The sequence below is a fragment of the Chryseobacterium sp. II3a genome, from assembly GCF_057815135.1.
Map to the genome: position 1 here is coordinate 541,753 of NZ_JBYPZJ010000002.1, position 13,184 is coordinate 554,936.

The 13,184-nt window shown below is 35.9% G+C and carries 17 protein-coding genes; 9 read left to right on the plus strand and 8 right to left on the minus strand.

The window, feature by feature from the left end; translation table 11 throughout:
- The first annotated feature begins 93 nt into the window (after positions 1–93).
- From AC3HD6_RS07240 to AC3HD6_RS07250, 3 genes are all read left to right on the plus strand, one after another.
- The gene (locus AC3HD6_RS07240) at positions 94–690 is read left to right on the plus strand and encodes a porin family protein (protein ID WP_488895739.1); all 597 of its coding nucleotides are present in this window, start codon (positions 94–96) and stop codon (positions 688–690) included.
- Between the two features lie 79 nt (positions 691–769).
- Positions 770–1,819, plus strand: coding sequence for a sensor histidine kinase (locus AC3HD6_RS07245; RefSeq protein WP_488895740.1), 1,050 nt, complete (start codon positions 770–772; stop codon positions 1,817–1,819).
- Positions 1,812–2,546 (plus strand): LytR/AlgR family response regulator transcription factor, encoded by a 735-nt coding sequence (locus AC3HD6_RS07250; protein ID WP_488895741.1) that lies wholly within the window; start codon positions 1,812–1,814, stop codon positions 2,544–2,546. Before AC3HD6_RS07245 ends, AC3HD6_RS07250 begins: the two co-directional genes overlap by 8 nt.
- A gap of 82 nt (positions 2,547–2,628) precedes the next feature.
- Here the strand turns inward: AC3HD6_RS07250 and AC3HD6_RS07255 are convergent, their stop codons facing one another.
- The 5 genes from AC3HD6_RS07255 to AC3HD6_RS07275 all read right to left on the minus strand — a co-directional run bounded on the left by AC3HD6_RS07255 (position 2,629) and on the right by AC3HD6_RS07275 (position 7,708).
- Positions 2,629–3,537, minus strand: coding sequence for a DUF6268 family outer membrane beta-barrel protein (locus AC3HD6_RS07255; protein WP_488895742.1), 909 nt, complete (start codon positions 3,535–3,537; stop codon positions 2,629–2,631).
- Positions 3,538–3,770: 233 nt separating this feature from the next.
- Positions 3,771–4,982, minus strand: a complete 1,212-nt coding sequence (locus AC3HD6_RS07260; protein ID WP_488895743.1) for a multidrug effflux MFS transporter — start codon at positions 4,980–4,982, stop codon at positions 3,771–3,773.
- Positions 4,983–5,152: 170 nt separating this feature from the next.
- Positions 5,153–5,971 carry a helix-turn-helix domain-containing protein gene (locus AC3HD6_RS07265; RefSeq protein WP_488895744.1) on the minus strand — a complete coding sequence of 273 codons (819 nt, stop codon included), beginning with the start codon at positions 5,969–5,971 and terminating at the stop codon, positions 5,153–5,155.
- Positions 5,972–6,062: 91 nt separating this feature from the next.
- Entirely contained in the window at positions 6,063–7,124 is a 1,062-nt protein-coding gene (gene thiL / locus AC3HD6_RS07270; RefSeq protein WP_488895745.1) for a thiamine-phosphate kinase, read from the minus strand.
- Positions 7,125–7,213: 89 nt separating this feature from the next.
- Positions 7,214–7,708, minus strand: a complete 495-nt coding sequence (locus AC3HD6_RS07275) for an acyl-CoA thioesterase (RefSeq protein WP_488895746.1) — start codon at positions 7,706–7,708, stop codon at positions 7,214–7,216.
- A 115-nt stretch (positions 7,709–7,823) separates the two neighbouring features.
- On the opposite strand from AC3HD6_RS07275, the gene AC3HD6_RS07280 reads away from it, so the two are divergent.
- From AC3HD6_RS07280 to AC3HD6_RS07295, 4 genes are read left to right on the plus strand one after another with little or no spacing between them, the layout of a single operon-like run.
- The gene (locus AC3HD6_RS07280) at positions 7,824–9,026 is read left to right on the plus strand and encodes a BaiN/RdsA family NAD(P)/FAD-dependent oxidoreductase (protein ID WP_488895747.1); all 1,203 of its coding nucleotides are present in this window, start codon (positions 7,824–7,826) and stop codon (positions 9,024–9,026) included.
- A gap of 22 nt (positions 9,027–9,048) precedes the next feature.
- On the plus strand, positions 9,049–9,447 hold the full coding sequence (locus AC3HD6_RS07285; RefSeq protein WP_488895748.1) for an energy transducer TonB: 399 nt from the start codon (positions 9,049–9,051) through the stop codon (positions 9,445–9,447).
- A gap of 1 nt (position 9,448) precedes the next feature.
- Positions 9,449–10,084 carry a DUF2306 domain-containing protein gene (locus AC3HD6_RS07290; RefSeq protein ID WP_488895749.1) on the plus strand — a complete coding sequence of 212 codons (636 nt, stop codon included), beginning with the start codon at positions 9,449–9,451 and terminating at the stop codon, positions 10,082–10,084.
- Positions 10,081–10,998 carry a YARHG domain-containing protein gene (locus AC3HD6_RS07295; protein WP_488895750.1) on the plus strand — a complete coding sequence of 306 codons (918 nt, stop codon included), beginning with the start codon at positions 10,081–10,083 and terminating at the stop codon, positions 10,996–10,998. The genes AC3HD6_RS07290 and AC3HD6_RS07295 overlap by 4 nt, the downstream gene beginning before the upstream one ends.
- A 25-nt stretch (positions 10,999–11,023) precedes the next feature.
- On the opposite strand, the gene AC3HD6_RS07300 is transcribed toward AC3HD6_RS07295, so the two are convergent.
- The 3 genes from AC3HD6_RS07300 to AC3HD6_RS07310 all read right to left on the minus strand — a co-directional run bounded on the left by AC3HD6_RS07300 (position 11,024) and on the right by AC3HD6_RS07310 (position 12,712).
- The gene (locus tag AC3HD6_RS07300) at positions 11,024–11,425 is read right to left on the minus strand and encodes a ribosomal maturation YjgA family protein (protein ID WP_488895751.1); all 402 of its coding nucleotides are present in this window, start codon (positions 11,423–11,425) and stop codon (positions 11,024–11,026) included.
- Between the two features lie 74 nt (positions 11,426–11,499).
- Positions 11,500–12,156, minus strand: a complete 657-nt coding sequence (locus AC3HD6_RS07305) for a thioredoxin family protein (protein ID WP_488895752.1) — start codon at positions 12,154–12,156, stop codon at positions 11,500–11,502.
- Between the two features lie 13 nt (positions 12,157–12,169).
- Positions 12,170–12,712 carry a TlpA family protein disulfide reductase gene (locus tag AC3HD6_RS07310; protein WP_488895753.1) on the minus strand — a complete coding sequence of 181 codons (543 nt, stop codon included), beginning with the start codon at positions 12,710–12,712 and terminating at the stop codon, positions 12,170–12,172.
- 82 nt (positions 12,713–12,794) lie between these two features.
- On the opposite strand from AC3HD6_RS07310, the gene AC3HD6_RS07315 reads away from it, so the two are divergent.
- Positions 12,795–12,956, plus strand: a complete 162-nt coding sequence (locus AC3HD6_RS07315) for a hypothetical protein (protein ID WP_167386962.1) — start codon at positions 12,795–12,797, stop codon at positions 12,954–12,956.
- 29 nt (positions 12,957–12,985) lie between these two features.
- The gene (locus AC3HD6_RS07320; protein ID WP_428141806.1) at positions 12,986–13,150 is read left to right on the plus strand and encodes a bacteriocin; all 165 of its coding nucleotides are present in this window, start codon (positions 12,986–12,988) and stop codon (positions 13,148–13,150) included.
- The last annotated feature ends 34 nt before the right edge of the window (positions 13,151–13,184 follow it).

Genomic DNA, 13,184 nt, shown 5'->3' on the forward strand with positions numbered 1-13,184 from the left:
TCGTCACTACCCGATTACCGTTCATCAAATAAAATTTTATTCAGCCTGCCGGATTTGTTGTTTTGCATCAAATTTCTAACAATAATTAAAATTATGAAACAACAGTTTTTAGCATTCAGCTCTTTGTTATTATGTATTACATGTTCTATAGAGACCCAGGCTCAGCAAAGTCCGTCTATTCATATCGGAATTAAGGGCGGAGCAAATTTTACAAAAACCTCAACGGAGTCTTCTTCCTTGGAAGGGAAATACGGCTTCGGCTATCAGGCAGGGGCAATGGCAAGATTCGATATTGGAAGCCTGTATGTACAAGGAGAAGCTCTATTCAACAAAAGAAAGACCTCTTACGAAGCAAATGACAAAGGATCTGCAAAGCTAACATGGAACTCTATTGATATTCCTGTAGTAATTGGATATAAATTCATCAAAACGGATGATTTTAATGTAAGAGCATTTGCTGGCGGTGTGTACAGCTACGCCTTTAACAACAAATTATCGGTTTCCGAATCTCTGCAGGAAGGTTTTAATAAGTTTGATAAATCCAATATCGGAATTACAGGAGGAATAGGAGTTGATTATAAAAATCTCACCATAGATTTCAGATATGAAAGAGGACTATCCAACATCAGTAAGGAATTTAAATCCAAACCCCACAGCTTTAGCCTTGGAATAGGTTATTTCTTATTCTAAAAACTTGAATTATCTTTGACCAATTAGAAACTGTGAACCTGCAGTTTCTAATTTTTTGTAACCTCTCTTCAGACCACCCATGACAAAATCTCCTATTTTCAAAGAATATATATTCTACATCAGCTTTTGGTGTATTTTTGCCGTAGTAATATGGATCAACTTTCAGGTCAATACGGATCGGCTGATTGCTGTGCTTCAAACTATTGCTATTGTAATAACCTCATTTATTTTCACCTATCATCTTGCTCAAAAGCTTCTTCCCAAAGCCTTAAGGACAAAAAAAATGAAGATTTTCCTGGTACAGGCTGTGTTGAATATTTTAATAATGAGTGTTGTTTATTCCTTCATTTTCACCTATCTTCAGGTTGCACCTACAGTTGATTTACCTCCCAGCTTCTACGATCATTTACCTATTTTATGGCAAGGGTTTTATATGGCTATTCCTGCTGCTTTTATGATAAGCGTTGCTACGTGTGGTATTAAATTTTATCTTGAACATGAAAAAATAGAGCGGGATCACATCCTTCTTCAGCAGGCCCATTTGGAAAACCAACTCAAACTGCTCCAAGACCAGATTAATCCCCATGTGGTTTTCAATATTCTGAATCACATTCATATTCTCATCAAAACGGATACTGAACTTGCTGATTTTTTATTAATGAAATTTTCAGACATTTTACGATACCAGCTCTATCACTGCAATCAAAATCTCGTTCCTCTTGACAAAGAAATTGAATATCTCCAAAATCTGGTAGAGGTAGAAAAATTAAGATGGGGAAATGAACTTAATGTAAAGGCTACTATGAAAATCAGTGATACAAAAGCTTTTATTGCCCCTCTGCTATTGGTTCCTTTTATTGAAAATGCTTTTAAATATGTATGCAGGCTTCCGGGGCAAACCGGTTATGTAAAGATCTTCTGCAAGGAAGAAAACAATAACCTCTTCTTTTATGTTGAAAATTCATATTCAGAAATCGCCGTTCATAAAAAGAAAGACGGCGGGATTGGTCTTCAAAACGTACAGAAACGTCTGAAATTGCAATACCCTGATGCTTATGATCTCAACATTGAATCTGATCATCTTGTCTATAAAGTAACTTTAACCTTAAAACTATCCGAAAATGAGTAATAACATCCCCAAAATGAAATGCCTGATTATAGATGATGAGCCCCTGGCAAGATTCCACCTTAAAGAACTGGCAGACAAGATTGAGTTTTTATCGGTAGAAGGAACTTATGCTACAGCATTGGAAGCAGACGCCAAGGTAAAAGAATGTGAAATAGACCTTCTTTTTCTGGATATCAATATGCCTTATCTGAATGGTATTGATTTCCTGGAGCAGCTTGAAAATCCACCTTTATGTATTTTTACAACCGCTTACTCTGAGTATGCGCTGGAAGGGTTCCGCCTTCAGGTAGTAGACTATCTATTAAAGCCTATTGCATTTAACCGTTTTTATCAGGCGGTCAATAAAGCCCAGCAACAGTTTATCATCAGTGAAAAATTAAAGAAAAACACTCCTTGGGATGATCCTTTTTTGTACGTAAGACAATCTGATACCTTTATCAAAGTTTCCTGGGTAGATATTTTATATATTGAAAGTATGCAGAACTATACCAAGCTGCATTTTAAGGATAAGTCCCTTGTGATTCATCAGACCATGAAAGCCATTGAAGAATCCTTACCTTCTGAGCATTTCTTTAGGATTCATAAATCATTTTTAATCAACATTACACACATTGATATGATTTCTGGCGGCCGTCTGTTTATCAATAAAACAGAACTCCCTATTTCCCGTACCCGAAAAGAAGAATTACTTAATCAAGTAGTTTATAAGAAGCTTATCAGTAAATAAAAAAGAAAGCCGGAAGCTTGGGGGGAATTATTCAAGTTAAAATTAGATCAAATACATACATTCCGGCCTCTTTTATTATATTTTAAGGTAGATTCCAGCGTAAAGATACAGCAGCGTAGAATGTACTGGAAAACTTAGGATCTGCAACGTTTTTCTCTTTAAAGATACTTTTGATTTTCCGTTCGCTTTCTGTGAAACTTCTCACCAGAGTTGATCCTCCTGTAATCCCTATTTTTAACTTATCATTGATCTTTATTTCCGGTCGGAGCCCCGCTGTGATCTGCTGATAACCAAACATAAAAGATTCCCCGTTTTTATTCCTTTCTACTGTCATTCCGTTAAGATTAACTACAGCTTTTAAGGTGAAAGCCTCAGAGAACTGATATCCAACTTCTGCACCTTCCGGGAAATTAATTCTGAATTTTACCTTTCCATTAGTTTTCCAGTCGAAATAGATCCATGGCAACACCATTGGAACCCCAAATGCTGTTGTAAGCACTGGCCCCGCTCCCAAGGCAAGATTAGGATTAAAATGCCTGATAAAGACAATTCCTCCCTGCCCCAATACATCATCAAAGCTTACCCTTTCCATGTCTGTGTAAACTCCAACAGAAGCCATCATCATCATGCTCCATTTTTTTCCTAGAGGTCTTACATGTTGCAATCCCACCTGGGCATTTAGCATCTGATCCGGAAATAACTGGGTTTCATAATTCTTGTGTGACATCTTTGCATAAGATCCACTCAATAGCATAGACCATGCTTTTACCTTACCTTCTTTATCTTTTTTTACTGATAACGGAATACTCAGAGTAAGATCTACCCTTTTAAAATCACTTTTAGAATTCGTCTTTACACTGTCTTCCGGACGGATATAATTAGAGGATGGGATGTATTCTGTTTTAAGTTCAGCAGAGATTCCCGATTGGGCACTTACCCAATATCCTAACGGCAACAGACAGCATAAAGCCGTCAAAAGGTTCCTTTTCATATTTTAAATTTTATGCAAAGAGAACCTTTTGACTATTTTTTACAAAAATTACTTGATTAAGTGCCTAAATGGTATGACCAATCGAAGCAATGGCAGGATAAAGCTCAATGGGATGGAAGCCAGAAGATGAAAGTTACTATAAATCAAACCCTAAAATCCAGAAAAATTTAACCCGTTATTCGCTCTTCTTCCTTCAATAGCTTTTATCCACAAGCTTTCCGCTTACTTACTTATTAAGCTACAGATTGTTGCTGCACTGCTGTTTTTTTACTTTTAAATATCTGATATCCAAACCATACAGCAACCAATGCCATTCCTGCACGGGTAGTCACCATTGGTATAATAGAATCCGCCTCCAAAAGGCCTAATATTCCCGAAACTAAAAAGGTTATCATCAGTTGTGTGAACCCCAATAATGCTGCCGCTGTGCCTCTCCCTTCTTTAAACGGGGATAAAGCATGTGCCGAAGTAATAGGAAATAGTATTCCGATCGCCAGTAATGATAGATACAGCATTGCTATTTCCAAAGCTACAGAAACACTTCCTGCAGCAATCAGAATGTGAAGTACACAGACCAACAATAGCATCAATGTTGCTCCAAATAAAAGATCTGAGTTACTGATTCTTTTAATTAGTCTTGGTGTAATATAAGCCGCTGTAATCAAGGCTAATGAATTAAATGCAAATATGAAACTGAAAGTCTCACTGGAAAACCCGTGAATTTCCATAAACAGGAACGGAGCATTTGAAATATAAATAATCAAGGAGGCAAAAGCAATACTTCCTACCATTGTACTGTTGATGAACTCTTTATTGGAGATAATCATTTTCAGCTGTTCTTTCAACCCTTTTTCATCCGTTATTTCATGGTCCGGCCGGCTGATTCTTTTATTTGTTTCCGGAACATATTTGTATACCATAAAGAAGGTAATCATCCCCATAATGCATAAGAAGGCAAACGAACTGTTCCAGCCCCAATATTTCAGAAATACACTTCCCATCAAAGGAGCAACAATAGGTGCTATACCACTGATCTGAGATTGCTGTGCAAAGATGGTTACAGATTTTTGTTTATCATAAAGATCAATAATAATAGCTCTTCCGATCACAATCCCTGCACTTCCTCCAAATGCCTGTAAGAAACGCATAGCCCATAAAACGTAAATATCTGAGGTAAAATAAATGGCTGTAGCTCCTATGATAAAAAGGAGAAGCCCGCAATACAGCATAGGTTTACGGCCTGTTTTGTCCGATAAAGGTCCCCATAATAATTGTCCGAAAGCAAATCCGGCAAAGAAAACAGAAATAGAGATCTGGATATGCCCGATATCCGTTTTAAAAATTTCAGCCATGCTTGGGAAAGCAGGAAGATAAAGATCTATACTTAAGGATTCTAACGTGTTGAGTAATGCTAAAATAAACACTACAATACCTAACTTCTTCATAATTGTAAGCCCTCACAGGCGATTTTTTTCAGGGTGCAAAATTGCCTTAAAAAGGAAGTGAACACAATAAAAGAACTGAAGGAAGTATAGGACAAACTGAAGATTAAAACATAATACCAGATAAAAAACAATCAATTTTAAACCATCATAATTGTAAATATTGAAGATTGTTATTTTTCATTATTTTTAAAATTTTCAGGATTTTGCCCTGCATGTTTCTTAAAAAACCTTGAAAAATATGAAGCATCATTAAAACCGAGTTTAAAAGCAATCTCCTTCACTGTGAGTGCTCCAAAACTGAGTTCTCTTTTGGCTTCCAGGATAAGACGCTGATTGATCATTTTTTTTACTGTTGTTCCCCTCAGAAGACGTACAATATCATTGAGGTGGTGGGTACTTATTTTTAATTTTCCAGCATAGAAAGCCGTTTCTTTATGTACAATATAATGTTTCTCAATAAGAGCGACCAAGTCCTGAACACGCTGCCGGTCATTCAGTAAAGGTTCCTGTGGGTTAATCTGTTCTCCAATGATGATACAAAATGCTTTCAGATAGGCCTTCAAAAGCTCAGTCCTTGAGGTGGCTTTATACTCCTCTTCAATCAATGAGATGAGTGTAATGCAGGTTTTCTCATTTTTAGGATCTAAAAGAAACGGAAGTACACCTCCGGTAAGTACAGATTCAATATTACAGGCTTCATTGAAAATTTCACGGCTTATCGCCATAGCATATCCCTCCTCATCTTCTACTTTCATATTGAATGCCTGTCCCGGTGCAATAATGCAGATTTGATTATTCTCTAGTTTATAGCTCTCAAAATCCAGTTCCAGGCAGCTTTTTTCATAGACTTCTCTGAACCAAATAATTTCAAAAAAATTATGCCGGTGTACATCATGAAAATTCTCCGGGCCTGCTGCACTTAGGGTACTCATCTGAAATTCTTCAGAGGTAAGATGATGCATCGGTATTTCTTTTTCTGGTATAATCATCACTGGGGGTTTAAAATAAGTAAGCTACAAACAAAAACCACAGCAAAAAAAGTGCTGCGGTTTTCTCTACAATATTTAAAATTAAATAATTTTATCCGTTTTGGTTCCCTAAAAAGGCATCCCATCCCTGAGCAGTAAGCGCTACCAATTGGTTGGATCCTCTTGCTACCATAAAGTTTCCTTCTTCTTTTTCCACAGCATGTCCTATGATGGTAAAATCAGGATGGTTTTTAATCTTATCAAAATCATTTGGTGAAATAGTGAACAGTAATTCATAATCTTCACCACCGCTTAATGCAGTCATAACAGGATTTAAGTTCATTTCATCCGCTGTAGAGATGGTAAGATTATCCAATGGTACTTTTTCCTCATACAGTCTGAATCCTACTCTAGACTGATCGGAAAGATGAAGAATTTCCGAAGCCAAACCATCAGAAATATCGATCATGGAAGTTGGCTTAATATCCAGTTCTTCCAGAATTGTTTTAACATCGGTTCTTGCTTCAGGCTTCAATTGTCTCTCCAAGATATAATCGTATCCTTCCATCTCCGGCTGCATATTTGGATCAGCAAGATAAACGGCATGTTCTCTTTCCAAAATCTGCAGTCCCATATAAGCTCCACCCAAATCTCCTGTTACTACAAGAAGGTCATTAGGTTTCGCTCCACTTCTCTTCACAATATTTTCGTCAGATTCAATACCTACTGCTGTAATGCTCATTACTAATCCGGAATTAGAACTTGTAGTATCTCCACCAATCAGGTCAACTTTGTATCTGGCACATGCTGCCTGAATTCCTGCATAAAGTTCTTCCAAAGCTTCTACTGGAAAACGGTTGGAAACAGCTAAAGAAACCAGAATCTGTGTAGGAACGGCATTCATTGCTGCAATATCGCTTAGGTTGACCACTACGGCTTTATAACCTAAATGCTTTAATGGAACATAACCTAAGTTAAAGTGTACACCTTCCGCCAGAACATCCGTGGTAAGAACCACTTTTTTATTATTAGGGTTAATCACTGCCGCATCATCTCCTACTCCAAGCTCCGAAGATTCATTGGATAAGGGGAAATATTCTGTTAAATGTTTAATCAGACCGAATTCTCCTAATTTTGAAATGGGCGTAAGCTCCTGTGATTTATCTTCAAACATAAATTTCTGTTTATAAGTGATCATTGATAAAAGATAATTGATAGATCAGGAATACAAATTTTCTGTGGGTATCAATTATCTTTTATCATTTATATATTAATTTCTGCCGGATCAATATTGTGTGGGTGGAAAGGAAGCTTTTTAAAGTCTTCTTTTGATAACACTACTGTTTCCGCGCTTTTGTATTTATTCATTGCTTCCACTACATCATCTGGTGGAGTGGTCATTTTTCTTAACATCATATCGATCCATACTCCTGTTGCCTCCGCAGTTGCACAGTGTACTCCATCCGGAGTATAGAATTTATGCACGAAACGGTAGATAGAAGAATCATCTGAACATCCATCAATCTCTACACTTACAATAACGGTCTGATCAGCATAGATCTCCTTGAAGAAAGAATATCTTTCATGCAGGATTACAGGGCCTATTCCCCATCTGCTTAATTGGGTAACCCCCATTTTTTCCTTGGTCATAAAGGCCATTCTGGCTTGCGCGCAATATTGTACATAGGATGAATTAGCTAGGTGTTTGTTGGCATCAAGATCGCTCCAACGTACTTCAAATTTATGGTAGAAAATCATACTGAAATCGTTTTTGGTATAATTAAAAATTATAATCTTCAAAAATACTCAAATAAGATGGTTTATAAAAATTGTACTTTTGAAAAAATAATCTTCAGCATAAGATTACATATACATGAAACAGATCATCATTATCGGAGGTGGTGCTGCAGGCTTTTTCTGCGCATCCAATCTAGACGAAAAGAAATATAAGGTTACGATTTTAGAACAAAACTCGGATGTCCTTCAGAAAGTTAAGATTTCCGGAGGCGGACGCTGTAATGTCACCCACGCCTGCTTTGACCCAAAAGAATTGGTACAGTTCTATCCCCGTGGAAACAAAGAATTATTGAGTGTATTCACCAAATTTCAGCCGGGAGATACTATGGAATGGTTCGATCAGCGCAATGCTCCCTTGAAAATAGAGAACGACAACCGAACTTTTCCTGAAAGCAATTCTTCCCAAACCATCATCAATACTTTTCTGAATGAAACTCAGAAGAAAAATGTGGTGGTGCAAACGAAATGCAGTGTAAAAGAGATTGAAAAACAGGATGAAAAATATCTTGTAAAAACCAATTCCGGAGATTTTGAGGCAGATTATATCGTATATACTACCGGAAGTTCACCAAAATCATTAAAAATTATTGAAAATTTGGGGCACAAGATCATAGACCTTGTTCCATCGCTGTTTACTTTTAATATTAAAGATGAACTTTTAAAAGATCTTCCGGGAACCAGTTTTGAAAATGCAGGGATTTCAATTCCTAAGTTAAAAACTGAAGAAAGCGGACCACTATTGATTACGCATTGGGGACTTTCAGGACCCGCTGTTCTGAAAATTTCAGCATGGGAAGCAATAAGTCTTGCGAAACTTAAATACAACTTTGAAATTGAGGTTAATTTTGTGTCTGTAGATATTGAAGATGCAGACGAAATGTTCCAAAGCTTCAAACAAAGCAACCCTAAAAAGACGATTGGACAATCAAAAATATTTGATATAACGAACAGATTCTGGCAAAAAATCCTGGAGATTTCAAAAGTAGATCTTAATAAGCAGGTTGCCAATATCTCAGGAAAGGAGATGCAGAAGATCCTGGAAAATCTATGTAAAAAGAAATTTCAGGTTACTGGAAAATCAACTTTTAAAGATGAGTTCGTTACCGCAGGAGGTGTTGATCTAAAAGAAATTAACTTCAAAAACATGTCTTCAAAATTGCTGCCTAATTTTTATATTGCGGGAGAAGTATTAAATATTGATGCAGTAACAGGAGGCTTCAATTTTCAGGCATGCTGGAGTGAAGGTTGGCTGATTGCACAGGATTTGAATACCCTATAAACATTAAAAAAAATAATAATACATGAAAAAAACGATACTATTAATTTTATTATTAGCAACTCAATTAGCTTTTTCTCAGATAAAAGATCCTCTTCCTACCCACGGTATTTTTAAGGAAAAAAATGATCATAAACCTGCGGAATATCCAGGAGGATTAATGACACTTCGAAAAGATATTGCTGAAAAAATAAATACCGATAAAATAAGAGGAACAAGAGGAACAATCGTTTCGAAAGCAATATTTACAGTTAACATTAAAGGTAACATAGAAAATATCAAAGTAACTGGAGATAATGTTGGTCTTAACAATGAAATAGAAAGAGCCTTAAAATCATTGAAAACCAAATGGAAACCTGCAGAGTCAAACGGAGTACCTGTCAACAGCGATTTCAGCTTTCCTACAAACTTGACACTTCAATAATATGCTTTCAGCCAAAAGAAATATCACATTTTTCAAAATCCTTCTCATTATAGGATTTGTGTATTTCTTTTGGCTGATGCTTAGCATTACAGTGGAATATATTCCTTTGGATCCCAATGTCAGCTTTCTGATGATTAAGCAGACTGAGGTGGAACAGAGACCAGAATATCTTTACTTTTTTTACACTCATGTTTATACCAGCATTGTTGTCCTTCTTTCAGGATTCTTAGCGATCATCAGAAAGGATTTCAGATTAAAAAACTTCCACAGGAATATGGGAAAAGTATACATTTTTCTCATTTTGATTTTGGCTGCTCCTTCGGGAATTTATATGGGCTTTTTTGCCAATGGAGGAGTTTTTTCGAAGATTTCATTTGTTCTACTAGGCTTTTTATGGTGGTTTTCTACCTTCAGGGCTTATCAGCTGGCAAGACAAAAAAGATTTAAAGAGCATAAGCAGTGGATGTGGCGGAGTTTTGCTTTTACATTATCGGCCATCACATTGCGGATGTGGAAGGTTATTATTGTATATTTATTCCACCCCAATCCCATGGATGTTTACCAAATCATTGCATGGCTGGGCTGGATTCCCAACATCCTTTTTATTGAATACCTAATTACAAAAAAACAGATATGAAAACTTTACACTACACTTTGATTTCCCTGTTTGCAGTTTCCCTGATAAGCTGCAAAAAAGATGGAAAAACAAATGAGTCCAGCAAGGATTCCCTAACCGCAAAAAAAGATTCTGTGATTATTCCTGAAGTTCATAAAGAATATTACGGAGTGTATACAGGTGATTTTGCAGGAATGGAAAAAATGGTTGATGATGTAGACGGCTCTGAATATGATGAGAATGTCTATAAAAAAATCTCTTTGAAAATCAATAGAATTACCAAGGACAGTGTGTATGGACAAAGCATTGTAAATGGAAACCAGCGTCCTGTAAGAGGTGTTTTTAATGAAACATCCAAATCTTTTGTTCTGGACGAGCCAGGCAACGACAAAACGGATGGCAGATTCGAGGTAAAACTGAATGGAGACAGTTTAACCGGAAGATGGAATGCTTTCAACAAAAAAGCGGTAAAGGCTCCTTTGAAATCTCTCAAACTTATCAAAAAAGATTTTGTTTATAATCCTAATTTTATGCTTGATCCGGATTCCAATTTAGTTGACTGGAACAATCCTAAAGATTTTGTAGAGAAATATACTGACAGTGATGGAAAAACAGAAAGCTACACAACATCAAAGAATCGGGTTGCTTCGGAAGCAATTTTTAAACTGAACGCCTCTAAACAAAAACTTAGTGAAAAAGACCTCAAGAACCTGAGAAAACTGGATATGGAGATTATTAAAAACTCAGTATTTGCAAGGCATGGTTATTCCTTTAAAAAAGAAACTTACAGAGACTTCTTTGAACAAACGAATTGGTATATTCCGGTTTCTAATAATGTAGACAATGAACTTTCCCCTATGGAAAAGGATAATGTAGCTTTATTGAACCGATTCATTAAATATGCTGAAGATAAATATGACAGCTTTGGAAGATAGATTAATAGATTATAGGTAGCAGGTATTAGAGATCAGGTGTTGTAGTTAAGCCCTGACCTTTTGTCATTATTACGAATAGATAGATCAACAGACAACCTACGGCATAACACAGGATATCAATCCAGGAAAAAGAATTTCCAATCACAATATACATCAGGCTTCCAGGACGGAAGCCTAGTTTTTCTGCTATATTGAAATACTGGGCAAATTCTATAAAGCAGGAAAAAATTAAAATTCCAAGAATAAGCCTTTCATTGTTTACCCTGAAAAAACTTTTCACTAAAGTATAAAGAAGTATCACTACAATCACATCTCCAAGATAAGCTCTCACAAAGAAAATATCCTTCAATTTCGTAGCAATCAGCACTTCAACCAGGAAAATAACAATAGAAATGAGAAGATATTTAAGGCTAAATTGGAATTTCATGTTTATGTTTTAAAAAGTTTGGGCATAAAAAATCGGTATTTTAATGAATACCGATTTTTATTTTGACAAATATATTATTTCTTTACTTTGATTGTACATCCAATGGCAACTGTTTTTGTCATTTTCACTGCTTCACCCTTTATAAGAGCATTTACAGCATCCTGAGCATAGTATTCTGACACATCATTTGGATTGTCATAATTGTTATCAATAGCGCCTATATATTTTACAATATTCTTTCCGTTTTCCTTTTGCAGTACAAAAACGTGCGGAGTCTTTGTGGCTCCATACTGCGGATAAACCTTCTGCCCTTCATCTACCAAGTACGGAAAAGTAAATCCTTTCTCTTTTGATCTGTCGATCATCTGTTTATAACCATCTTCCGGCTGTACATTTGGATCATTGGGATTAATAGCAATTACTGGATATCCTTGGCTTTTATATTTCTTATCAAGTTCAATGATTCTGTCCTCATATTTTTTAGCATAAGGGCAATGATTGCATGTAAAGATAACAATGAAACCTTTGGCCGTTTTAAAATCGCTTAGGGAAACCATTTTCCCGTCAATATTTTTAAGTTTAAAATCAGCAGCCTCATCTCCCACTTCATAGCCTTTTACAGCTGAGACGTTTTCTTTTTGAGGCTCATTATTATCGCGGTCTATTGTTGTAAAGCTTAGCAAACCTAATCCGGTGATAATAGCAGCCATTAAAATTTTCAGATTTTTCATAATCAATTATTTATTATAGATTTTCAGTAATTGTTTTTTTCAGATCTTCTTTGCTCATTTCTCCGTCATTGAAGTAGACTTTTTCTCCGTTTTTATAAAAAATCGTTACAGGAATATTTCCATCCCATTCTTTTTCAAATCTTGGAATCCAGGTATTCATTCTTTTAATATCATCTAAAAGAATAACTTCAGCGGTCAGATTTTTATTTTTAATGAATTTTAAAACCCTTTCTTTATCCACAAGTCTGTCTAATGAAACAAGAATCATTTTAAACTTAGGATTACCTGCATATTCATGATTGAGTTCCATAAAATGAGGGAGCTCTTTTACACAGGGCGCACAGGTAGTTGCCCAAAAATTAACAACCAGAAACTTATCCTTCTCTGACTGGATTTTCTTTTCCAGCTCTTCATATTTCAGAACTGAAACTTCGGTCTGCTGCGCTTTGCCAATCGCACAAAAGAAAAGGACAGCAAGGATTTTTAATACATTCTTCATATTCAAAAGTAATAAATAATTGGAAACCAGAAATCTTAAGACTCTCTTTTTTATCATCTTATACATAATCTATTTTTTCACAATCAATAGAATTATTTGAATAATTTTGTATATTTGAATACAATCAAACTAAAATATTATGAAAAAATCAAACATTCAAAAAAAGAAACTTACAAAAAGAGAGATGAAAACGATTAACGGAGCAGGCCCAATCTGCCCGCTGGTATTTAGTTGTTTTGACCGAAATACCGGAGAGGAACAATATGGCGTTTACGGAATTCAGGATGGCCCTTGCTGCTAATTACAGATTAAATTACCAAATCAGGAAATATGAAGAAATCAGTCACTCACAAAAAGAAGCTTACTAAAGCTGAGCTTAAAGAAATCAGTGGTGGTGCTAAGGCCAACTGTGCAGAGGATCTATGCAAACTCAGAGGAGTAAGCAGTCATTTTATGATTATCGGTCCTAGAGGTAAAGATGGATACTGCTGCTAAGTCTTTTGGACTTTTATAAAAAGAAAAATGATTG